The organism is Pseudomonas sp. GCEP-101 (genome assembly GCF_025133575.1).
Classification (GTDB): Bacteria; Pseudomonadota; Gammaproteobacteria; order Pseudomonadales; family Pseudomonadaceae; genus Pseudomonas; species Pseudomonas nitroreducens_B.
Genome location: NZ_CP104011.1, coordinates 3,451,905 through 3,474,032, shown reverse-complemented (window position 1 = coordinate 3,474,032; position 22,128 = coordinate 3,451,905). Strand labels below are relative to the sequence as shown.

25 protein-coding genes, 1 tRNA gene and 1 pseudogene are annotated in these 22,128 nt (G+C 63.7%); 5 read left to right on the top strand and 22 right to left on the bottom strand.

Going from position 1 to position 22,128, the window contains the following annotated elements:
* Positions 1–12: 12 nt before the first annotated feature.
* From N0B71_RS15980 to dapA, 3 genes are read right to left on the bottom strand one after another with little or no spacing between them, the layout of a single operon-like run.
* On the bottom strand, positions 13–771 hold the full coding sequence (locus N0B71_RS15980; RefSeq protein ID WP_259753522.1) for an MBL fold metallo-hydrolase: 759 nt from the start codon (positions 769–771) through the stop codon (positions 13–15).
* The gene (bamC, locus tag N0B71_RS15975) at positions 710–1,900 is read right to left on the bottom strand and encodes an outer membrane protein assembly factor BamC (protein ID WP_259753521.1); all 1,191 of its coding nucleotides are present in this window, start codon (positions 1,898–1,900) and stop codon (positions 710–712) included. The genes N0B71_RS15980 and bamC overlap by 62 nt, the downstream gene beginning before the upstream one ends.
* Before the next feature lie 13 nt (positions 1,901–1,913).
* Positions 1,914–2,792, bottom strand: coding sequence for a 4-hydroxy-tetrahydrodipicolinate synthase (dapA, locus tag N0B71_RS15970; protein ID WP_259753520.1), 879 nt, complete (start codon positions 2,790–2,792; stop codon positions 1,914–1,916).
* 171 nt (positions 2,793–2,963) lie between these two features.
* Between dapA and N0B71_RS15965 the strand changes: the two genes are divergently transcribed.
* Positions 2,964–3,521, top strand: coding sequence for a glycine cleavage system protein R (locus N0B71_RS15965; RefSeq protein ID WP_259753519.1), 558 nt, complete (start codon positions 2,964–2,966; stop codon positions 3,519–3,521).
* 25 nt (positions 3,522–3,546) lie between these two features.
* Complete coding sequence (locus N0B71_RS15960; protein ID WP_259753518.1) at positions 3,547–4,017, top strand: peroxiredoxin; 471 nt, start codon at positions 3,547–3,549, stop codon at positions 4,015–4,017.
* Between the two features lie 84 nt (positions 4,018–4,101).
* Here N0B71_RS15960 and N0B71_RS15955 read toward each other — a convergent pair whose 3' ends face one another.
* Positions 4,102–5,181, bottom strand: coding sequence for an AI-2E family transporter (locus N0B71_RS15955; RefSeq protein ID WP_259753517.1), 1,080 nt, complete (start codon positions 5,179–5,181; stop codon positions 4,102–4,104).
* A gap of 53 nt (positions 5,182–5,234) precedes the next feature.
* Positions 5,235–5,486, bottom strand: a complete 252-nt coding sequence (locus N0B71_RS15950; RefSeq protein ID WP_259753516.1) for a sulfurtransferase TusA family protein — start codon at positions 5,484–5,486, stop codon at positions 5,235–5,237.
* A 227-nt stretch (positions 5,487–5,713) separates the two neighbouring features.
* On the opposite strand from N0B71_RS15950, the gene N0B71_RS15945 reads away from it, so the two are divergent.
* Entirely contained in the window at positions 5,714–7,150 is a 1,437-nt protein-coding gene (locus N0B71_RS15945; protein WP_259753515.1) for a M48 family metalloprotease, read from the top strand.
* Positions 7,151–7,283: 133 nt separating this feature from the next.
* Here N0B71_RS15945 and nadA read toward each other — a convergent pair whose 3' ends face one another.
* From nadA to N0B71_RS15860, 17 genes are all read right to left on the bottom strand, one after another.
* Complete coding sequence (gene nadA, locus N0B71_RS15940; RefSeq protein WP_259753514.1) at positions 7,284–8,342, bottom strand: quinolinate synthase NadA; 1,059 nt, start codon at positions 8,340–8,342, stop codon at positions 7,284–7,286.
* 157 nt (positions 8,343–8,499) lie between these two features.
* Positions 8,500–8,575: transfer RNA gene (locus N0B71_RS15935), tRNA-Lys, on the bottom strand.
* A 60-nt stretch (positions 8,576–8,635) separates the two neighbouring features.
* The gene (gene queC / locus N0B71_RS15930) at positions 8,636–9,328 is read right to left on the bottom strand and encodes a 7-cyano-7-deazaguanine synthase QueC (RefSeq protein WP_259753513.1); all 693 of its coding nucleotides are present in this window, start codon (positions 9,326–9,328) and stop codon (positions 8,636–8,638) included.
* Between the two features lie 17 nt (positions 9,329–9,345).
* Positions 9,346–9,993 (bottom strand): 7-carboxy-7-deazaguanine synthase QueE, encoded by a 648-nt coding sequence (queE, locus tag N0B71_RS15925; RefSeq protein WP_259753512.1) that lies wholly within the window; start codon positions 9,991–9,993, stop codon positions 9,346–9,348.
* Between the two features lie 196 nt (positions 9,994–10,189).
* The gene (ybgF, locus tag N0B71_RS15920; protein ID WP_259753511.1) at positions 10,190–11,032 is read right to left on the bottom strand and encodes a tol-pal system protein YbgF; all 843 of its coding nucleotides are present in this window, start codon (positions 11,030–11,032) and stop codon (positions 10,190–10,192) included.
* Positions 11,033–11,038: 6 nt separating this feature from the next.
* On the bottom strand, positions 11,039–11,545 hold the full coding sequence (gene pal / locus N0B71_RS15915; protein WP_017522099.1) for a peptidoglycan-associated lipoprotein Pal: 507 nt from the start codon (positions 11,543–11,545) through the stop codon (positions 11,039–11,041).
* 52 nt (positions 11,546–11,597) lie between these two features.
* Positions 11,598–12,896, bottom strand: coding sequence for a Tol-Pal system beta propeller repeat protein TolB (tolB, locus tag N0B71_RS15910; protein ID WP_259753510.1), 1,299 nt, complete (start codon positions 12,894–12,896; stop codon positions 11,598–11,600).
* Entirely contained in the window at positions 12,893–13,975 is a 1,083-nt protein-coding gene (tolA, locus tag N0B71_RS15905; RefSeq protein WP_259753509.1) for a cell envelope integrity protein TolA, read from the bottom strand. The genes tolB and tolA overlap by 4 nt, the downstream gene beginning before the upstream one ends.
* Positions 13,972–14,436 carry a protein TolR gene (tolR, locus tag N0B71_RS15900; RefSeq protein ID WP_259753508.1) on the bottom strand — a complete coding sequence of 155 codons (465 nt, stop codon included), beginning with the start codon at positions 14,434–14,436 and terminating at the stop codon, positions 13,972–13,974. The genes tolA and tolR overlap by 4 nt, the downstream gene beginning before the upstream one ends.
* 23 nt (positions 14,437–14,459) lie before the next feature.
* Entirely contained in the window at positions 14,460–15,155 is a 696-nt protein-coding gene (gene tolQ, locus N0B71_RS15895; RefSeq protein ID WP_259753507.1) for a protein TolQ, read from the bottom strand.
* Between the two features lies 1 nt (position 15,156).
* Positions 15,157–15,603, bottom strand: coding sequence for a tol-pal system-associated acyl-CoA thioesterase (gene ybgC, locus N0B71_RS15890; protein WP_259753506.1), 447 nt, complete (start codon positions 15,601–15,603; stop codon positions 15,157–15,159).
* 52 nt (positions 15,604–15,655) lie between these two features.
* Complete coding sequence (ruvB, locus tag N0B71_RS15885) at positions 15,656–16,714, bottom strand: Holliday junction branch migration DNA helicase RuvB (RefSeq protein ID WP_259753505.1); 1,059 nt, start codon at positions 16,712–16,714, stop codon at positions 15,656–15,658.
* A 10-nt stretch (positions 16,715–16,724) separates the two neighbouring features.
* Entirely contained in the window at positions 16,725–17,330 is a 606-nt protein-coding gene (gene ruvA / locus N0B71_RS15880; protein ID WP_184589721.1) for a Holliday junction branch migration protein RuvA, read from the bottom strand.
* A 34-nt stretch (positions 17,331–17,364) separates the two neighbouring features.
* Entirely contained in the window at positions 17,365–17,889 is a 525-nt protein-coding gene (gene ruvC, locus N0B71_RS15875; protein ID WP_207885031.1) for a crossover junction endodeoxyribonuclease RuvC, read from the bottom strand.
* Between the two features lie 115 nt (positions 17,890–18,004).
* Positions 18,005–18,751 carry a YebC/PmpR family DNA-binding transcriptional regulator gene (locus tag N0B71_RS15870; RefSeq protein WP_259753504.1) on the bottom strand — a complete coding sequence of 249 codons (747 nt, stop codon included), beginning with the start codon at positions 18,749–18,751 and terminating at the stop codon, positions 18,005–18,007.
* A gap of 74 nt (positions 18,752–18,825) precedes the next feature.
* The gene (aspS, locus tag N0B71_RS15865) at positions 18,826–20,604 is read right to left on the bottom strand and encodes an aspartate--tRNA ligase (protein WP_259753503.1); all 1,779 of its coding nucleotides are present in this window, start codon (positions 20,602–20,604) and stop codon (positions 18,826–18,828) included.
* Between the two features lie 43 nt (positions 20,605–20,647).
* Positions 20,648–20,917: an FmdB family zinc ribbon protein gene (locus tag N0B71_RS15860; RefSeq protein WP_015478285.1), complete on the bottom strand. Its 270-nt coding sequence runs from the start codon at positions 20,915–20,917 to the stop codon at positions 20,648–20,650.
* A 245-nt stretch (positions 20,918–21,162) separates the two neighbouring features.
* Between N0B71_RS15860 and N0B71_RS15855 the strand changes: the two genes are divergently transcribed.
* Both N0B71_RS15855 and N0B71_RS28175 read left to right on the top strand, forming a co-directional pair.
* Positions 21,163–21,633, top strand: coding sequence for a Dps family protein (locus N0B71_RS15855; RefSeq protein WP_259753502.1), 471 nt, complete (start codon positions 21,163–21,165; stop codon positions 21,631–21,633).
* A gap of 214 nt (positions 21,634–21,847) precedes the next feature.
* A pseudogene (locus N0B71_RS28175) lies at positions 21,848–22,111 on the top strand (cold shock domain-containing protein membrane protein); the annotation flags it as partial.
* Between the last annotated feature and the right edge of the window lie 17 nt (positions 22,112–22,128).

Here is a 22,128-nt window from a genome sequence, read left to right as displayed (position 1 = left end):
TAAGGGGTGGGCTCAGGCGATGGTGCGCCAGTCGAGTCCAGAATGCTGATCGGCTACCTGCAGCCAGTCCGGGTCGCACCCGAGGGTGTCGACGAAGCTTTGCCGGGCCAGCTGCGGCGAGTTGTTCTTTTCGCTGAGATGCGCCAGCACCAGGTGCTGCAGGCTTCCCCAGCCCAGCTGGGCCACCAGTTCGGCGGCCTGCCGGTTGTTCAAATGTCCCCACTGGCCGCCTACACGGACCTTGAGTGGGTAGGGATACGGACCGCGGGCCAGCATGTCGGTATCGTGATTCGCTTCGATGATCAACGCATCGAGGCCACGATAGCATTCCAGCACCTGCGCCGTGGCGGCTCCCAGATCGGTGAGCTGGCCAAAGCGCTTCCGGCCATCGGAAAACACGTACTGCAGGGGCTCCCGCGCATCGTGGGAGACGCTCACCGCAGTGACTTCCAGGTCTTTCAGTACCAGGCGGTCGCCGCATTTGAGCAGCCCCGCTGGTGTCGCCGGCTTGCGCATTCCCTGCAGGGTACCGGCGCTGAGGTACACGGGTATTCGATGGTGCCGGGCCAGCAGTTCGACGCCGTTGATGTGATCGGAGTGTTCGTGCGTGACCAGTACCGCGTCCAGCTGCCCGGGCTCTACGCCCAGGCGCGCCAGACGGCGGATGGTTTCACGCAGCGGAAAACCGCAGTCGATCAGTATCCGGGTGTCAGAACTGCTCACCAAGGCCGAATTGCCCCGGCTTCCGCTCCCCAGGACCGCGAAGTGCATTCCGCATACTCTCCTGGAGTTTCTCCAACACGCCCTGCGCCACGTCAGCCGGTGCGGAGGTGTTGATGTCTTTGTCGACGGTGATCTGGACGGTGTTGCTCACGCTGGTCAGGCGAACCTGGTAGCGCTGGGCCTTGGCGTCCTCTTCTTCCTTGGTCTTCTCGCCACCGCCGAACAGGCGGCTGAAGAAGCCAGGCTTGTCTTCGTCCTTCTTCTTCGCGCCTTCGGCGATGTTGACGTAGTACACGCCCAGGCTGCGATTGAGGTCGTCGACGCGGATGTCGGCGCGATCCAGGGCACGGCCTACGCTGACCCAGGCGCGGTCGAAGTCGGAGTCGACGGTGAGCACCGGGTTGCCGCTGCCGTCCTTGTTCAGCTGGACGGCGCCGGGGGTGTCGTAGTCCGAGTGCGCGGCGAGCAGGGAGACGGAGCCGCCCTTCTCGGCACTGGTGGCCATGCTGGCGATCATTTCATCGAGCAGCGCGGCATCCAGGCTCGGCACGGCCGGCTTGGTCGGCCAGTCACCGCTGGCGGTGCTGCCGGCCGGACGGGTTTCACTCAGTACGTAGACTTCGCTGGTGTTGGTCTGCACGCCCGGCTCGATGCGCACGCGAACGCGCGCTTCGCTGTCAGGCTCGACGCCCGACACACGGCTGCTCAGGCGACGCGCCAGGGGCGCGGAGAGCTGCGACAGCGGCTGCCAGTTGGTGCTGAACTCGCCGGTCTGCGGACGCTCGTTGGCGATGGAGAAGCCGTTGTCCTGGAAGAACTGGTGAGCGACCGGCCAGACTTCGGCCGGCGGACGCTGGGCAACCAGCCAGCGCGAGTCGCCACTCTTCTGCAGGCTGAAGTCGCTGACTTCACCGGAGCCGGCCAGCGGTTGCGGGCGCGGCACTTCGAACTCGCCTTCCTTCTCGGTGCTGGTGGCGACGTTCATGGGAATCGGCAGCAGCGGGTCGAGCGGCTTGCTCTGCAGGCCTTCGGGCACCTTCATCGGTGCGGTTTCGCGGGCGTTCAGGTAATCGTCGCCACGGTCGCGGAAGTAGCCTTCCGGGCCCCACAGCCAGCCGCAGCCGGAGGTGTTGCCGATAACCAGGGCGAGCGCAGTCAGTCCTGCCAGTCGCTTCATGCGAGGGGGCTCCTTAAGCCAGGACGCCGGTCTGGCGCATGGCCTGACGCAGCGGTTCGTGGCAGCGCGGGCTGAGCCAGGTCAGGGGCAGGCGGATGCCCTCTGGAATCAGCCCCATTTCGTGCAGGGCGAACTTGACCGGGATGGGGTTGGATTCGATGAACAGTGCCTTGTGCAGCGGCATCAGGCGATCGTTGATGGCGCGGGCGGCGGCGGCATCGCCACGCATGGCGGCGGCGCACAGGTCGCTCATGGCGCGCGGGGCGACGTTGGCGGTCACCGAGATGTTGCCCTTGCCGCCCATCAGCATCAGCTCGACGGCAGTGGCGTCGTCACCGGAGTAGACGAGGAAATCCTTGCCGACGCGGTCCAGTACTTCCTTGCCGCGCTGCAGGTCGCCGGTGGCTTCCTTGATGCCGACGATGTTCGGCACCTTGGACAGGCGCTCGACGGTCTCGGGCAGCATGTCGCAGGCGGTGCGGCCCGGCACGTTGTAGAGGATCTGCGGGATGGCCACGGCTTCGGCGATGTGGCGGAAGTGCTGGTACAGGCCTTCCTGGGTCGGCTTGTTGTAGTACGGGGTCACCAGCAGGCAGGCATCGGCGCCGCCGGACTTGGCAGCCTCGGTCAGCTCGACGGCTTCGCGGGTGGAGTTGGCGCCGGTGCCGGCGATGACCGGGATGCGGCCGTTGACCTGGTCGACCACGCGACGGATCACGTCCAGGTGTTCGTTCACGTCCAGAGTGGCCGATTCACCCGTGGTGCCGACCGCTACGATGGCGTTGGTACCTTCCTGCAGGTGGAAGTCCACCAGCTTCGCGAGGCTGTCCCAATCCAGTCGACCCTGAGCATCGAAGGGGGTGACCAGCGCCACCATACTGCCCGCAATCATGCAACCGCTCCTGCCGGAAAAAGAAAGCCGTAATGGTACTGTCGCCACCGGCCACGCACAAGGTGACGCAGCGACCCGCGAGCGGCCAGACATTCCCCTCATCGGCGCTTTTCGCTACCCTTCCTCCTTTGTCGATGCGGCCCGGTTGGCCGCCATTCCCAGGAAAGCTGCATGTCCACCTCTCACCCTCGTGAACAATTCCTTCTGATCAGTGCTCTGGGCCCGAACCCGATGGAGTTGACCAGCGTGCTGTGCCGCACCTGCGTCGACAACCGTTGCTCGGTGGTCAGCAGCCGCCTGACCCGTCACGGCGAGTTCAGCGCGCTGATCCTGCAGGTCTCCGGCAGCTGGGATGCCCTGGCCCGCCTGGAAGGCGGCCTGTCGCCGCTGGCCAAGCGCCACGGCTTCACCCTCAGCGTCACCCGCAGCAATGTCCACGTCACCCGCGCCCAGGCCCTGCCCTACGTGGCGTACGTCAGCGCCGTCTATCGTCCGGACATCCTCAACGAGCTGTGCCAGTTCTTCATCGATCACAACATCGAGCTGGAGAACCTCACCTGCGACACCTACCAGGCGCCGCACACCAACACCAGCATGCTCAACGCCACCATCACCGTGACCCTGCCGGCCGGCACGCAGATCAGCTGGCTGCGCGATCAGTTCCTCGATTTCGCCGATGCACTGAACCTGGACGCGCTGATCGAACCCTGGCGCCCGCAGCATCCGTAAGACGGCTCTCAAGGAGAACGTCCCCATGGCAGTCGAATTGAACCAGCCCGTTGCCGACTTCCAGGCGCCGGCCACCAGCGGCGTCGAATTCCGCCTGTCCGCATTCAAGGGCAAGCAGATCGTCCTGTACTTCTACCCCAAGGACAGTACCCCCGGCTGCACCACCGAAGGCCAGGGCTTCCGCGACAAGATCGAGGACTTCGCCCAGGTCAACACCCTGGTGTTCGGCGTGTCCCGCGATGGCATCAAGTCCCACGAGAACTTCAAGGCCAAGCAGTGCTTCCCCTTCGAGCTGATCAGCGACAAGGATGAAGCCGTCTGCCAGCTGTTCGACGTGATCAAGCTGAAGAAGCTCTACGGCAAGGAATACCTGGGCGTGGACCGCAGCACCTTCCTCATCGATGCCCAGGGCGTGCTGCGCCAGGAGTGGCGCGGCGTGAAAGTGCCGGGCCATGTGGATGCCGTGCTCGCCGCGGCCCAGGCACTCAACGGCTGAGCAGTCGAACCCGGCGGCAGCCGCGCCGCAGACGAAAAAGGCCGCTGATCAGCGGCCTTTTTCTTTTTCGATCCCGGAACGCATTCACATCATCGGGCTGACCTGCGGCTGCGCGGCCGGCTGTCGCGGCCAGGCATCGAGCACCGCTTTCACCAGGGTCGCCAGCGGGATGGCGAAGAACACGCCCCAGAAGCCCCACAGCCCGCCGAACAGCAGCACCGCGCAGATGATCGCCACCGGGTGCAGGTTCACCGCTTCGGAGAACAGCAGCGGCACCAGCACGTTGCCATCCAGCGCCTGGATGATCGCGTGGGCGGCCATCAGGTAGATGAACTGGTCGCTCCAGCCCCACTGGAACAGCCCGATCATCGCCACCGGCACAGTGACCACCACCGCGCCGATGTAAGGCACCACCACCGACAGGCCGACCAGCAGGGCCAGCAGCGCCGCGTAGTTCAGGCCCAGCACCGCGAAGGCGATGTAGGTCGCCACGCCGGTGATGAAGATCTCGATGACCTTGCCCCGGATGTAGTTGGCGATCTGCTGGTTCATCTCGTTCCACACCTGCTTCATCAGCCCGCGTTCGCGGGGCAGGTAGCGGCGGAACCAGTGGTAGAAGCGCCGGCGATCCTTGAGGAAGAAGAACACCAGGATCGGCACCAGCACCAGGTAGATCATGACGTTGACCACCACCGGCAGGCCCGACAGGGAGAAGGTCAGCGCCCACTGGCCGAGCTGGCCCAACTCGTTGCGCGCCGCCTCGACGGTGCGCAGTACCTGCTCCTCGGTGACCATGTCCGGGTAGCGCTCGGGCAGCATCAGCAGGGTCGCCTGCCATTCGCCGAGCATGCCGGGCAACTCGTTGAACAGGGTGAACAACTGCTTCCACAGCAGCGGCACCAGCACCAGCAGGAACACCGCGAGCAGGCCGAGAAACAGCGAATACACCAGCCACACCGCGAACAGATGCGGTACGCGCAATCGCTCCAGCACGCCAACCATGCCCTGGATGAGGAAGGCGATGACCATCGCCGCCAGCACCGGCGCGAGCATCCCGCCAAAGGCCAGGATGACGGTGAATCCCAGCCCGAGAATGACCGCCAGCACTATCGCCTCCTCATCGGAGAAATAGCGCTGCATCCAGTCCTGCAAAACCTTGAGCATCAACGAACCTGCGAAACGAAAGGGATAACGTCGCGGTTACCCGCGATCGGAGGCTACTTCTTGCGCAGCCAGTAGCGATAGACGCCGGCTTCGACCTCTTCATGCAGCAGCGAGTGCCCGGCCAGATCGGCGAAAACGCGGAAGTCACGCTGGGAGCCAGCGTCGGTGGCGGTCACCTTGAGCACCGCGCCGCTGGGCAGACGGTTCAGCTCGAGCTTGGCCTTGAGCAGCGGCAACGGACAATTGAGACCGCTGGCGTCCAGCTCCGCGTCACAGACGGGGACGGATGGCGTGGAATCGGACATCGAAACGAACTCCGGTGAGGGCGCCCAAGAATACCGAAAGCGTTGGAAAAGTAACCAGGCCCGTCGAATCAGCGATTCGTTAATCCGGCCGTCAGCCTCAGGTTTTAAAAAGGACGACAACGGGGAAATACCCGTTTTGAATTGCGCCGCACTTGCGACCTGCAAACTAGGCATAGGCGTTAGCCTGCGGCTAAAGTAGAGCCTTTCTCGGAACGAGCCTCGTGTACATGAAAGTACTCCGCCCTGCCCTGCTGTCGCTCGCTATCGCCCTCGCCACGCCGGCCCTGGCGGACGACCTGCCTTCACTGGGGGACGCCAGCTCGTCCATCGTCTCCCCGGAGCAGGAGTTCCAGCTCGGCCGCGCCTGGCTGAGCATGCTGCGCAACCAGGTCGACACGCTCAACGATCCGCAACTCAAGGACTACGTCGAGTCCAGCGTCTATCGCCTGGCCGAGTCCAGCGAACTGCAGGACCACCGCCTGGCCTTCATCCTGATCCGCGACAAGCAGATCAACGCCTTCGCCGCACCGGGCGGCGTGGTGGGTGTGAACGGCGGCCTGTTCATCTACGCCCAGACCGAAGGCGAGTACATCGCCGTACTGGCGCACGAACTTGGCCACCTGAGCCAACGCCACTTCGCCCGTGGCATCGAAGCGCAGCAGCGCATGCAGATTCCGGTGATGGCCGCCATGCTCGCGGGCATCGTCGCCGCCGCGGCCGGTGCCGGCGATGCCGGCATCGCCGCGATTGCCGGTACCCAGGCCGCGGCGATCCAGAACCAGCTGCGCTTCTCCCGGCAGAACGAGCAGGAAGCCGACCGCGTCGGCGTCGCCACGATGGTTCGCGCCGGTTACGACCCGCGCTCCATGCCCAACATGTTCGAACGCCTGGCCCGCCAGTACCGCTACGAGGGCAAGCCGCCGGAGTTCCTGCTGACCCACCCGGTCACCGAATCGCGTATCGCCGACACCCGCAACCGCGCCGAGCAGTACCCCAAGGGCGGCAAGGAAGACTCGCTGCGCTACGAGCTGATGCGCGCGCGCGTCCAGCAGATGTTCGAGGACACGCCGGGCATGGCCAGCAAGCAGTTCCGCGCCCAGCTTGACGAAGACCCGAAGAACGACGCCGCCCGCTATGGCCTGGCGCTGTCGCAGACCAAGATCGGCCAGCTCAACGAAGCCCGGAGCAACCTTCAGCAGCTGCTGGCCAAGGCGCCCAACGACATCAGCTACAACCTGGCGATGGCCGACGTGGATATCACCGCCAACAAGCTGTCTGACGCCCAGGCGCGGGTACAGAAGATGCTCGGCCAGTACCCGGACAGCTACCCGCTGATCCAGGCCAACGCCGACCTAATGATGAAGACCAACCGCGCGCCCGACGCCGAGAAGACGCTGTTCAAGCTGTCCCAGCGCCGCCCGCTGGACCCGGACGTGTGGAACCGCCTGGCCGACGCCTGCACCCTCAGCGGCAACGCCATTGGCGTGTACCAGGCCCGCGCGGAATATTACGCACTGACCGGCGACTACAAGCAGGCCATCGAGCAGCTGGACTTCGCCAAGCGCCGCGCCGGCGGCAACTTCACCCTCGCCGCGCGCCTGGATGCCCGCCAGCAGGAGTTCCGCGAACAGGAACGCATCCTCAAGGAGATGATGGGCCGCTGAGCGGAACCCGTAGGAGTGAGCTTGCTCGCGAACGCACTGGTTTCGGTGTCATGCGGTTCGCGAGAAAGCTCGCTCCTACAAAAAGCCAAGAAAAAGCCCGGCATCTGCCGGGCTTTTTCGTTCACGCAGTCGATCAGGCATTGCCCGCCAGCTTCAGCTTCGCCGCCTGGGTGAAGTCGAGCATGCGCTTGAGCGGCTTGATCGCCTTGGGAATCAGTGCCGGGTCGACGAAGATTTCTCCCGAGCCTTCTTTCAGGCACGCCAGGGTGCGCTCCAGGGTGTTCATGGCCATCCACGGGCAATGCGCACAACTGCGGCAGGCCGCGCCATTACCGGCGGTGGGCGCCTCGATGAATTCCTTGTCCGGGCACAGCTGCTGCATCTTGTAGAAGATGCCGCGGTCAGTGGCGACGATGAAGCGCTTGTTCGGCATCGTCTGCGCCGCCTTGATCAACTGGCTGGTAGAACCCACCGCATCGGCCAGTTCCACGACGGCTTCCGGCGACTCCGGGTGCACCAGGATTGCGGCGTCCGGGTAGACCGCCTTGAGGTCTTCCAGTTGCTTGGCCTTGAACTCCTCGTGAACGATGCAGGCACCGTCCCAGAGCAGCATGTCCGCGCCGGTTTCACGCTGGATATAACGCCCCAGGTGCTGGTCCGGCGCCCACAGGATCGGCTCGCCGTTGTCCATCAGGTGCTCGACGATTTCCACGGCGCAACTGGAGGTCACCACCCAGTCGGCGCGCGCCTTTACCGCCGCCGAGGTGTTCGCGTAGACCACCACGGTGCGCTCGGGATGCTGGTCGCAGAACGCAGAGAATTCTTCCACCGGGCAGCCCAGGTCCAGCGAGCAGGTCGCCTCCAGGGTCGGCATCAGCACACGCTTTTCCGGGTTGAGGATCTTCGCGGTTTCGCCCATGAAGCGAACCCCGGCCACCACCACGGTCTGGGCCGAATGCTGGTTGCCGAAGCGGGCCATTTCCAGCGAGTCGGAAACGCAGCCGCCGGTTTCCTCGGCCAGCGCCTGGATGACCGGGTCGCAGTAGTAGTGCGCGACCAGCACGGCGTTCTGCGCCTTCAACTCGGCCGCGATGGCCGCCCGGTACTCGGCTTCTTCCTGCGCGCTCAGCACCCGCGGCTGCTTCGCCGCCAGATGGGCCTGGACCAGCAGGCGTTCGGAAATCTGGGACATCGTGTGGAAACCTCAACAGGCACGGTCTGATTATGCGGGCGATTTTATCACCACCGCCTTGCCGGCGACGCGCCGTCGATGGCCGTATGGCGGACTTTTTCCGGCACATGGCAAAAGCCCCGTGACCTTTCGATCACGGGGCTTTCACAGGATGTGGTGGTGGGTCGTGTAGGATTCGAACCTACGACCAATTGGTTAAAAGCCAACTGCTCTACCGACTGAGCTAACGACCCGACGTGGTGCGTATAATACTGATTTCTAACGTAAAAACAACACCCCGTGAAAACTTTTTTTCAGAAATATCGCGTTGGGTCGGAAATCCCGGCGGCAGCAAAGCCTTCGGAACGCAGCCGGCAGCTGTCGCATTTGCCACAGGCACGCCCATCCTCATCGGCCTGATAGCAGGAAACCGTAAGGCTGTAGTCGACGCCCTGGGCGATGCCCGCCTCGATGATCTGCGCCTTGGAGAGGAATTGCAGCGGCGCCTGGATGCGGAAACCCTCGCCCTCCACGCCAGCCTTGGTCGCCAGGTTGGCCATGCGCTCGAAGGCTTCGACGAACTCCGGGCGGCAGTCCGGGTAGCCGGAATAATCCACGGCGTTCACGCCGATGAAGATATCCCGCGCGCCCAGCACCTCGGCCCACCCCAGCGCGAGGGACAGGAACACCGTGTTGCGCGCCGGCACGTAGGTCACCGGAATGCCCTCGCTCGGCGCTTCCGGCACCTCGATGCTGCTGTCGGTCAGCGCCGAACCGCCGATGCCATTGAGGTTCAGGCCGATCACCTTGTGCTCGATCACGCCCTGCTGGCGCGCCACGCGTTCGGCAGCCTGCAACTCGGCGCGGTGACGCTGACCATAGTCGAAGCTCATGGTGTAGCAGTCGTAGCCATCAGCCTTGGCCATGGCGACCACGGTCGCGGAGTCCAGGCCGCCTGACAGCAGGATCACGGCTTTCTGGTGGTTCCCGGAGTTCTTGATGGACATGAATGGCTCCTCCGCGCTCAGTGGCCCGGCTCGTCGTTCCAGAGAATCTTGTGCAGTTGCAGCTGCAAGCGTACTGGCAGGTTATCGCTGACGATCCAGTCCGCCAGCGCGCGCGCATCCACCTGGCGGTGGCTGGGCGAGAACAGCACCTCGCCAGCGCGGTGCTCCAGGCGGTACTCGATCAGCTTGGACACGGCCCAGTCATAGTCCTCGCGGGAGCAGATGACGAACTTAACCTGATCGTTGGGGGTGAGCTCGCCGATGTTCTCGTAGCGGTTGCGCGCCACCTCACCGGAACCCGGAGTTTTCAGATCAAGAATTCGGCTGACGCGACGGTCGGTTTCGGAAATATCCAACGCACCGCTGGTCTCCAGGGAAACCTCGTAACCGGCATTGCACAGGCGCTCGAGCAGCGGGATGCAGTTCGGCTGGGCCAGTGGCTCGCCTCCCGTCACGCAGACGTAGCGCGGACGGTACTGCGCGACCTGCTCGAGGATGGCATCAAGGCTCTGGATTTCACCGCCACTGAAGGCATAGGCGGTATCGCAGTAGTTGCAGCGCAGGGGACAGCCGGTCAGGCGTACGAACACGGTCGGCAAGCCGGCGGTGCGCGTTTCCCCCTGCAACGAGTAGAAAATCTCGGTAATGCGCAGGGTCTGTTGCATATCAGCCACGGGCGTGACGGCGATACAGGCCATCCGCCTCCGTTGCGTTGAAGTCGTGAGCGCAGGGTGGGCGCTCGGCAAGCCCGGAACTCAGCAGACATCAGCCGAGCTGAAACCGCTGGCGATTTCCGGGGGCGGGGATTTTAACGAAAAAACCCGCGACAAGCGCGGGTTTTCAAACAGCAGTATCGGAAGCTTACTTCAGATTCTTCAGATCACGCTGCGACAACTGTGCGGCGGAAGTACCCGGGTACTGGGCCACGACCTGCTGCAGAATGCCCCGGGCCTTGTCGGAGTTACCCAGGCGACGCTCGACGTCGGCGAGCTTGTACAGCGAATCCGGCACCTTGGCGCTGCTCGGGTAGGCCTGGCTGACACGGGCGAAAGCCTGGCCTGCGCCCTGCAGGTCGCCCTTGGCAAGGTTCACTTCGCCGAGCCAGTATTGCGCGTTGCCAGAGTACTGGCTGCTCGGGTACTTGCGCAGAAAAGCGCCGAAGGCCTGGCTGGCCTTGTCGAAGTCCTTGGCCTTGATCAGGTCGAAGGCGGCGTCGTAGTAGAGCTTCTCTTTGGCCGGGTCACCCGGCTCGCTGCTGGCGGCAGGCTGCTGTTGCTGGGCGGCGGCGACGCCTGCTCCGGCGGCAGCTCCGGCACTGGCGCCGACAGCGGAGGAATCCTGTTGAACAGCAGCACCGGCCGCTCCTGCACCTGCACCGCTGGAAAGGCGGCTGTCGATGTCCTGGAAGCGCTCCTGGTTCTCCTGCTTCATCTGTTGGATCTGGTTCTGCTGCTCTTCGAGCATGCCGCGCAGACGGGACAGCTCGTCCTGCATCTGCTGCAGCTGCATGAACAGCTGAGCCTGACCGGAGACGGGAGTATTCATCCCGCCTCCGGCGTAGGCGCCATCAGCGCCTGCGGTGCCATAACCCGAGGGCGGCGTGCTGGCATAGCCACCATTGCCGTCCTGTACCGGAACCGCGGCTGCCGCCATCAGGGGCAGTCCGCATGCGATCAAGGTCAGAAAACGCAGGCGCATCGGCATCACGTCTTACTTCTTCAGCTCAACGCGACGGTTCTGGGCCCAGGACTGCTCGTCGTGGCCAGTGGCAACCGGACGCTCTTTGCCGTAGGAAACCAGTTCCAGCTGAGCCGGGGAAACGCCCTGCAGTACCAGGTAGCGCTGAACGGCCTTAGCACGACGCTCGCCCAGAGCCATGTTGTACTCGCGGGTGCCGCGCTCGTCAGTGTGACCTTCCAGGACTACGCGCTGGCCGGAACCTTTCAGGTCCTTGGCGTGTACGTCCAGGGCACGCATGGCTTCCGGCTTGAGGTCGGAGCTGTCGTACTCGAAGTAGAAGGTGGTGATAGCGCGCAGAGCGGCTTCGTCGCTCAGGGAGCCGTCAACGGCACCGCTGTTGGCGCCGTAGCCAGCGTTCGGATCAACGCCGCCATTGGCGCCTTCGCCAGTAGCATCGCCTTTCTTGGACGAACAGCCGACGGCAACAGCCATGGCGAGGGCGATAACGGCAAACTTGCCGAATTTCAGCATTTCCATCATGTAACTCCTAATGAACCCCAGTGTATAAGTTTGAAACAGTTGGCAACCGTCAGTTCAGGTAAGGGGACCAGGAAGGCTCTCGCACGTCGCCTTGAGCGGTGGGTAGCGGTAACCGAACACGTCCGTTGATGCTCACGAGCATCAACACGCCCCGGTCCTGCTGGCGGGTGGCGTATATTAGCATCGTGCCATTTGGCGCAACAGTGGGCGAGTCATCCAGGTTGGTATTGGAAAGTACCCGGAGATTACCGCGCTGAAGGTCCTGCGCTGCGATCTGGAAGTTGGTGAAACCGTCCTGGCGGTGAACCATGACCAGGGTCTTCTCATCCGCCGAGAGTTTCGGGTTGGCGTTGTAGTTGCCGATGAAGGTCACGCGGTCGGTGGCGCCCGAGTTCACGTTCATCTTGTAGATCTGCGGCTTGCCACCACGGTCCGAGGTGAAGTACAGGGTCGAGCCGTCCGCGCCCCAGAAGGGTTCGGTGTCGATCGCCGAGTTGTTGGTCAGGCGACGCAGCTGTCGGCTGCCCAGGTCCATCACGTAGATCTCCGGGTTGCCGTCGCGCGACAGCACGAAGGCCAGGCGGTTGCCGTCCGGCGAGAAGGCCGGAGCGCCGTTGAGGCCTTCGAAGTTGGAGATCTGCTCGCGGCGACCGGTGTCGACGTACTGCATGAAGATGCGCGGACGCTTCTGCTCGAACGAGACGTAGGCAATGCGACGGCCATCGGGCGAGAAACGCGGCGACAGGATCGGCTCGCGCGATTGCAGCAGGGTCACCGGGCGCGCGCCGTCATAGTCGGAACGCTGCAGGGTGTAGCGGGTGTTGTCCACCGAGAAGCGCTCCGCGGTCACGTAGAGCAGCTTGGTGGAGAACGCGCCCTTGATGCCGGTGAGCTTCTCGAACGACTGGTCGGCGATGTAGTGCGACATGTCGCGCAGTTGCTCGGTGGTGCCGCCCACGCTGCCGGTCAGGACCTGCTGCTGGGTAGCCACGTTGAGCAGGGCGTACTGGATCTGCAGGCGGCCGCCGCTGGGCACGATGCTGCCGACCAGGACGTACTGCGCGCCGAGGGCCTGCCAGTCGCGGTAGATCACTTCGCTGGCCTGGGCCGGCTGGCTGATCATGTTCTGGCGCGGGATCGGCTCGAAGTAACCGGAGTTGCGCAGGTCGTTGCCGATGATGTTCGACATGTCCTCGGGCAGCACATTGCCACCCTGCCAGCCAAACGGGACCACGGCGATCGGGACGGCCGAATCACGGCCGCTGGAGATTACCAGCGGGTCGGCGGCCTGCGCTGCACCGGCCACCAGGGCCAGGGCGAAGAGCGCGAAGCGAATCAGGGTACTCACAGATCTAAATCCTCCGGTTTGAAGACCATGCGGCGCTGACGATACAGCTTATCGAAAGTGGCGCGATCCAGATTTTGCAGTTCGGGAATACGGCCCACATTTCGGACCGCAGCCACGGCCGAATCGTCGAACGGCTTGTCACCGCTGGAGCGGGTCACGCTCACGTTGGTGATGGCTCCGCTGGGCAGCATCTGAATCAGCACTTCTACGCTCATTCCATTGCGAGCTGAAGGCGGACGGTTCCATTGCTGGCTCACCAGGCTGACGATCAGATCGTCGAAGTTGCCCGCTACCTCGTTGCCTTGCTCGTCGGCCAGTGCCTGCTGCCGCTGCGGGGTGTCCGACAGCAGTTCAGCCAGGGCCTGGGCCTTCTTGTCTTCCGTTGCCTTGCGGGCTGCGGCGGCGGCTGCAGCGGCAGCCTTCTTCTTCGCAGCCTCGACCGCGGCAGCCTTTTTCTTGGCTTCGTCCGCGGCGGCTTTCTTCTTCGCGTCCTCGGCGGCCTTCTTCTTGGCTTCCTCGGCAGCTTTCTTCTTCGCCTCTTCAGCGGCCTCTTTCTTGGCCTCTTCCTCGGCTTTCTTCTTGGCGATATCCGCCTGCTGCTTCTGCTCGGCAGCCTTCGCTTCAGCGGCCTTCTTGGCGGCTGCCGCGGCATCGGCCGCCTTCTTGGCGTCGTCTGCCTTCTTGGCTTCTGCGGCCTTCTCGGCTTCTGCGGCTTTCTCGGCCTTCTCGGCGGCCTCAGCAGCCTTTTGAGCCGCGTCGGCCTTCTTTTGTTCCTCGGCTTTCGCAGCAGCCAATGCCTGCTGCTCAGCCTTCTTCTGCTCGAGCTGCTCCTGCTCGTACTGCTTGGCCGCAGTCTTCTTCGCCTCGCCGGCTATCTTCTGGTTAGTCTGCTGGGTCGCCTGGCTCTTGGACTTGAGCTGGTACAGGGTGGCCTGGACGATCGGCCGTGACGGCGGCAGCTCAGGCGTGCTGGCCCAACTGACGAACAACATGGCGAAGATCAGGACGTGCAGCGCCACGGCGAGGACCGTGGGCCAGAAGTAGCCTTCCGATTGAGAACGCTCGAGCTGGTGCATCAATTACCTGGTGCCTCGGTAATCAGACCGACGTTGCCGACCCCGGCTTTCTGCAGGCCGCCCATGACGGCCATGACCGAGCCGTAGTCGACTGCCTTGTCCCCACGGACGAAGACCTGGACCTTCTTACCCTGGCGGCTGTTCTCGGCCATGATGCCGGAGGCTGCGCTGACCAGTTGGTCCAGCGACACGGCGGTCTGGCTGGCCTTGCCCTGGTCCGGGTCCACTTCGGAGCCCATGTTCCAGTAGTAGGTCTTGTCGGCCTTGATGGAGATGGTGAGCACGCGGGAATCGTTATCCTGCGGCAGCGCTTCGCTGGAAACCTTGGGCAGGTCGACCTTGACGCCCTGGTTGAGCATGGGCGCGGTCACCATGAAAATGACCAGCAGCACCAACATCACGTCGATGTAGGGCACCACGTTCATTTCCGCGACCGGCTTGCGCTTGTGACGAACTCTTGCCATGACGGCTTACCTCTTGGTCGTCTTCAATCGTCGCTGGTGTGCACTTTGCGGTGCAGGATCGCCTGGAATTCGTCGGCGAAGGTGTAGTAGCGGCCGATGAGCATTTCCGAGCGAGCGGAGAAGCGGTTGTAGGCGATAACGGCGGGGATGGCCGCGAACAGGCCGATGGCGGTGGCGATCAGCGCTTCGGCGATACCCGGCGCCACGGTGGCGAGGGTGGCCTGCTGCACGGTGGCCAGGCCACGGAAGGAGTTCATGATGCCCCAGACAGTGCCGAACAGACCGATGTACGGGCTGGTGGAACCGACGGTGGCGAGGAATGGCAGGCTGGTTTCCAGCTTCTCTTCCTCACGGGAAATGGCGACGCGCATGGCGCGCGAAACGCCTTCCATCACGGCATCCGGGTCGACGCCGGCCTGCTGGCGCAGACGGGAGAATTCCTTGAAGCCGGCGCGGAAGATCTGCTCGACCCCCGAATCCGGATCGGGGTTGCTGCCCGCCTGACGATAGAGCTTGGACAGGTCGATGCCCGACCAGAAGCGCTCTTCGAAGGATTCCAGGGCCTTCTTCGCCGAGCGCATCATGTTGCTGCGCTGGAAAATCATGATCCAGGAAGTGACCGATGCGGCCACCAGGGTCAGCATCACCAGCTGTACCACGACGCTGGCGTTACTGATCAAGCTCCACATGGAAGTATGGTCGACGACGTTCGGTTCCACGTTAATCTCCTGCTGAAAGGGTGTCCGGACTGCCGGCAAATGCCGCACGCAACACATCTGGGATGGCGCGGGGTTTCAAGGTGTCCGCCCGCACGCACGCCACCACGAATCGCCCCTCGCAGAGCAAGGTCGAATCCGACGCCCGTCGAACCTGTTGACGAAACTTCAGGCTCGCACGGTTCAACTCCTCCACTTCGGCGCTGACGAGCAGCTCATCGTCCAGGCGGGCGGGGGCGTGATAACGCGCCTCGGCCGAGTGAACGACGAAAAGCAGGTTCTCCCCCGCCAGCTGTGACTGGGCGAAGCCCAGATCACGCAGCCGCTCGGTACGAGCCCGCTCCATGAACTTGAGGTAGTTGACGTAGTAGACGATGCCGCCGGCGTCGGTGTCCTCGTAATAGACCCGATACCGCTGTTGGAACGGCTGACCCCCGTGTTGCGCGCGCATACTCTAGAACCAAGTAAAGACTTTGCCAATCGGCAATCGTCTACAAATGCAATTAATTACCATCTTCAGGGGCAAACAGATCCGGCGTCGCCCCCTCCCCCATCCGCTTCGGCACGTTCAGGCCGAAATGCAGGTACGCATGCCGGGTCACTACACGCCCCCGAGGTGTGCGCATGATATAGCCTTGCTGGATCAGATAGGGCTCCAGCACGTCTTCAATCGTGTGTCTTTCTTCACTGATGGCCGCCGCCAGGTTGTCGATACCCACCGGACCACCGTCGAACTTGTCGATCATGGTCAGCAGCAGGCGACGATCCTGATGATCGAAACCGCGCTCGTCCACATCCAGCAGGTTCAGCGCCTTGTCGGCGATATCGCTGCTGATGTGTCCGGTGCCACGCACTTCGGCGAAATCCCTCACCCGCCGCAGCAGGCGGTTGGCGATACGCGGGGTACCGCGGGCGCGCCGGGCGATTTCATAGGCGCCCGCCGGCTCGATTTCAAGGCCCAGGATGCCTGCCGAACGGCTGACGATGCTGGTCAGGTCCTCCACGCCGTAGAACTCCAGGCGCTGGACGATCCCGAAACGGTCGCGCAGCGGGTTGGTGAGCATGCCGGCGCGAGTGGTCGCCCCCACCAGGGTGAAGGGTGGCAGGTCGAGCTTGATCGAGCGCGCGGCCGGGCCTTCGCCGATCATGATGTCCAGCTGGAAATCTTCCATCGCCGGATACAGCACTTCTTCGACGATGGGCGACAGGCGATGGATCTCGTCCACGAACAGCACGTCGTTGGGTTCGAGATTGGTCAACAGCGCGGCGAGATCGCCGGGGCGCTCCAGCACCGGGCCGGACGTGCTCTTGATCGAAACACCCATCTCCTGGGCGATGATGTTCGCCAGGGTGGTCTTGCCCAGGCCGGGCGGGCCGAAGATCAGCGTGTGATCGAGGGCTTCCTGACGCCCACGGGCCGCCTGGATGAACAGTTCCATCTGCTCGCGCACCACCGGCTGGCCGACGTAGTCCGCCAGCTTGAGCGGGCGGATGGCGCGGTCGAACTGCTCTTCGCGGTCGCGACCGGAGACAGAGGAAATCAGGCGATCGGCTTCGATCATCGATAGCTACCTAGACCATGCCTTTCAATGAGCGGCGGATGAGTTCTTCGCTGGACAAGCCTTCCTCCTGCACAGCGGCCACGGCACGGCTCGCCTCCTGGGGTTTGAAGCCCAGGGCGATCAGCGCGCTGACCGCATCGGACTCGGCGCTTGAGACTGCGGCGACCAGCTTGGGTTCCACCACCAGCGGCGCGATGGAGGGAATATTCTCCCACGCCTTGAAGCGATCCTTGAGCTCCACCAACAGGCGTTCGGCGGTTTTCTTGCCGACGCCGGGAATCTTCACCAGGGTGGAAGTATCCTGCGCCTGCACGCAACGCACCAGCTCATCGACTTCCAGGCCGGACATCAACGCCAGGGCCAGCTTCGGCCCCACCCCGTTGAGGCGGATCAGCTCGCGGAACAGCTCGCGCTCGCGCTTCTCGGCAAAGCCGTAGAGCAGGTGGGCATCCTCGCGCACCACCAGGTGGGTGTGCAGGGTCACCGGCTCGCCCAGGCTCGGCAGACGGTACAGGGTGGTCATCGGCACTTCCAGCTCGTAGCCCACGCCATTCACGTCGACGATCAGGTGCGGCGGCTGCTTTTCCGCCAGGGTGCCACGCAGGCGTCCAATCACGGGTGTTTGTCCTTGCTCAATGTTTTTCCGGATATCACAGGCGCAGGCGACCGCCACGACGACGGGCGCCAACCAGGCCGTGCGGCACCAGGCTCTGCCGGGTGTGCGCGTGGCACAGGGCGATAGCCAACGCATCGGAGGCGTCGATCTGCGGCTTCTGCGTAAGCTTGAGCAGGTGCATCACCATCATCTGCACCTGCTGCTTGTCCGCCCCGCCGGTGCCGGCGATGGCCTGCTTGACCTGGCTGGCGGTGTACTCGGCAATCTGCAACCCCTCTTCCGCCGCCGCGACGATGGCGGCGCCGCGCGCCTGGCCCAGCTTCAGCGCCGAATCGGCGTTGCGCGCCATGAACACCTGCTCGATGCCCATCATGGTCGGCTGGTAGGTCTGGATGACCTCGCGCACGCCACGGAAGACGATCTGCAGGCGCTCGAACAGCTCGCCGTTGCCGGTCCGGATGCAGCCCGACGCCACGTATTCGCAGCCGCGGCCGGTGTCGCGCACCACGCCGAAGCCGGTAATCCGTGAGCCTGGGTCGATGCCGAGAATCAGGGTCATGTCCGTTCGATCACACCTAGTCTGCAACGCGCCTTTCACATAACAAAAACCGGAAGCGGGAGGCGCCGCTGACGACCACTCCCGCTTCCGGCTTCGCACATCGCCGGCGGTGGGATCAGCCCAGCTGGGCCATCACCTCGTCGGGGATATCCGCATTGGAGTAGACGTTCTGCACGTCATCCAGGTCTTCGAGCATGTCGATCAGCTTGAGGACCTTCTGCGCGGTGTCCAGGTCCAGGGTCGCGGTGGTCGACGGGATCATGGTGATCTCGGCTTCCTCGCCCTTGAAACCGGCTTCGGTCAGCGCTTCGTTGACCGAGATGAAGTCGGCGAAGGTGGTGAAGACGTCGATGGAACCATCGTCGTTGACCACCACGTCGTCGGCGCCGGCTTCCAGCGCGGCATCCATCAGGGCTTCTTCGTTCACGCCCGGCGCGTAGCTGATCTGGCCCTTGCGCTCGAACAGGTAGGCCACCGAACCATCGGTACCCAGGTTGCCGCCGCACTTGCTGAAGGCATGGCGCACTTCGGCCGCGGTGCGGTTGCGGTTGTCGGTCATGGCTTCGACGATGATCGCCACGCCGCTGGGCGCGTAACCTTCGTAGGTCAGCTCGGCCATGTTGTCCGCTTCGCTGGAGCCCACCCCGCGCTGGATGGCGCGATCGATGGTGTCGCGGGTCATGTTGGCGGTCAGCGCCTTGTCCACGGCCAGGCGCAGACGGGGGTTGTCCGCCGGCACCCCGCCACCCTGCTTGGCGGCGACGGTCAGCTCACGAATGAGCTTGGTGAAGATCTTGCCCTTCTTGGCGTCCTGACGTTCCTTGCGGTGCTTGATGTTGGCCCATTTGGAATGACCAGCCATAACTCACTCCGTATCGCTTGTTTGCTTCGCAGGCGGCGCCCGGCGTGGCCGGCGCCGCTGCAATCTGAATCGACTTACTCGGCGGCCTTCTGCTGCTCGCGCAGGCGGATGTGCAGCTCGCGCAGCGCCTTGCCGTCCACGGTGCCCGGAGCCTGGGTCATGACGTCGCCGGCGCTCTGGGTTTTCGGGAAGGCGATGACTTCGCGGATCGACGCCGCGCCGGTCATCAGCATCACCAGGCGGTCCAGGCCGAAGGCCAGGCCACCGTGGGGCGGTGCACCGTACTTGAGGGCGTCGAGGAGGAAGCCGAACTTCTCTTCCTGCTCCGCATCGTCGATGCCCAGCACGCGGAACACCGCCTGCTGCATGGCCTTGTCGTGGATACGGATGGAGCCGCCGCCCAATTCGGTGCCGTTGAGCACCATGTCATAGGCACGGGACAGCTTGCCGGCCGGGTTGGCCTCCAGCTCTTCCGGGGTGCACTTGGGCGCGGTGAACGGGTGGTGCAGCGAGGTCAGGCTGCCGTCGTCGTTCTCTTCGAACATCGGGAAGTCCACGACCCACATCGGCGCCCACTCCTTGGTGAGCAGGTTGAGGTCATGACCGACCTTGATACGCAGCGCGCCCAGGGCGTCGCAGACGATCTTGGCCTTGTCGGCGCCGAAGAACACGATGTCGCCATCGACCGCACCGACGCGATCTAGGATCACGTTCAGGTTCGGCTCGGCGATGTTCTTGACGATCGGCGACTGCAGGCCTTCCACGCCCTTGGCGCGTTCGTTGACCTTGATGTAGGCCAGGCCCTTGGCGCCGTAGATGCCGACGAACTTGGTGTAGTCGTCGATCTGCTTGCGCGGCATGCTCGCACCGCCCGGAACGCGCAGGGCAGCAACGCGGCCCTTCGGATCGTTGGCCGGGCCGGAGAAGACCTTGAACTCGACGTCCTTCAGCTGATCGGCGACGTCGACCAGTTCCAGCGGGATGCGCAGGTCAGGCTTGTCCGAACCGTAGCGGCGCATGGCCTCTTCGAACGGCATGTGCGGGAATTCGTCGAACTCGACGTCCAGCACTTCCTTGAACAGCTGGCGAACCATCTTCTCGGTGATCTCGATGATGTCGCTTTCTTCGAGGAAGCTGGTCTCGATGTCGATCTGGGTGAATTCCGGCTGGCGGTCGGCACGCAGGTCTTCGTCGCGGAAGCACTTGGCGATCTGGTAGTAACGGTCGAAGCCGGCGACCATCAGCAGCTGCTTGAACAGCTGGGGCGACTGCGGCAGGGCGAAGAAATGGCCCGGGTAGGTACGGCTCGGCACCAGGTAGTCGCGCGCGCCTTCCGGGGTCGGTCGACCGAGGATCGGGGTTTCCACGTCCAGGAAGCCGTTGTCGTCCAGGTAGCGACGGATGCTGCTGGTGATGCGCGCGCGCAGCTTCAGCTTGGCGGCCATTTCCGGGCGACGCAGGTCGATGAAGCGGTAGCGCAGGCGGGTTTCCTCGCCCACGTCGGAGTACTCGTCCAGCGGGAACGGCGGGGTTTCGGCCTGGTTCAGCACTTCCAGCTCGTGGCCCAGCACCTCGATGGCGCCGGAAGCCATGTTGGCATTGCGCGCGCCTTCAGGACGCAGGCGCACCTTGCCGGTGATCTTCACCACGTATTCGCTGCGCACGCGGTCCGCCTTGGCGAAGGTCTCGACGCGATCCGGGTCGAACACCACCTGGGCCAGGCCTTCACGATCACGCACGTCGAGGAAGATCACCCCGCCGTGGTCGCGGCGGCGATGGACCCAACCGCAAAGAGTGACTACCTGGCCGTCCAGGCTCTCGTTCAACTGGCCGCAATAGTGGCTGCGCATCATGGTGTGTTTCGCTTCTCGAAAGTCTTGAATTCTAGGGAACCGCTCATTCGCTGGCGGAGCAGCCGCCACCACCGCAACCGGTGGCCGGACAGGCCGCAGGGGCATCGCCGGAGGCGAGGTTCTTCTTCGCTCCGGTCTTGAAGTCGGTCTCGTACCAACCGCTGCCGCCCAGGCGGAAGCCCGGTGCCGACAACATCTTCTTCAATTCGGGAGCCTTGCAGGCCGGACAATCGACCAACGGCGCATCGCTGATCTTCTGCAGCGATTCCAGCTGATGCGCGCAGGACTGGCACTGGTACTCGTAAATCGGCATGGGACACCTTGACTGATCACACTGCCACGGGCCCGCATCCCGCGGCAAAGACGCGGATTATAGCCTGAAAAATCCGCAGGTTGCAGCCAGGCTCCGGCAAGGAAGAAGCGGCCGGCTGCACAGCCTGTTAATAGAAATTCCCAATCGATTACCTTGATATAGACCAAGAGCTTCACATCGGACCGGGTGATAGCCTCGAATGCAACGCTTTTGAATCCACCGATGCCCACGATGAGGAGATCACCATGGAAATCAACATCGGAATCGCCGAGCAGGATCGAGCCGCCATCGCCGAAGGCCTGTCCCGGCTGCTGGCCGACACCTACACGCTGTACCTGAAGACCCACAACTTCCACTGGAACGTCACCGGACCGATGTTCAACACCCTGCACCTGATGTTCGAAGGGCAGTACAACGAACTGGCACTGGCCGTGGACAGCATCGCCGAGCGCATCCGCGCCCTGGGCTTCCCGGCGCCGGGCACCTATGCGGCGTATGCGCGCCTGTCATCGATCAAGGAAGAGGAAGGCGTGCCGGATGCTCAGCAGATGATCCGGCTGCTGGTGCAGGGCCAGGAGGCAGTGGTGCGCACCGCGCGCAGTATTTTCCCGCTGGCCGACAAGGTGGCCGACGAGCCCACCGCCGACCTGCTGACCCAACGCATGCAGGTTCACGAGAAGACCGCATGGATGCTGCGCAGCCTGCTCGCCGACTGATCCCTCCTTATATAAGGAAGCCCGCCGCGCGGCGGGCTTGCTCCCCCTACGAATGGCCTAAGCGGTTGATTTGAGAAGGCAAGTGGTTTGCTGTTAAATAACCGCCGTGCGTTTCGCGCATAGGCCGTCCGGCACGCTTTCATTTACTTTTCCGGCGTCGCACTCAGGGACGGCTGCTTCTTTTTTCGTTACCGCTCAAGGTGAATCCGTAGCCATGCTGAAGATCGTCCATCTCGTGACGGGCGTCGCCGCACTCGTGCTGTCTCTTGTTCCGAGCCTGCGCAGCGATGCCCTTCCCTACCTGCAACAAAGCGACGCCGTTTACCTGGCCCTGCTCGGCCTGACCAGCCTGCTGCTCGCGCCGGTCGGCCAAGTGAAACAGCCCTCAGCCCTGCAAGGCCTGGCCACCGCCCTGGTGGTGCTGGCCGTGGTGCTGCAAGTGCTGATTCTGCTTGCGCCGCTGCCCTTCATCGGCGAGCAGCCGGCCATCGTCCT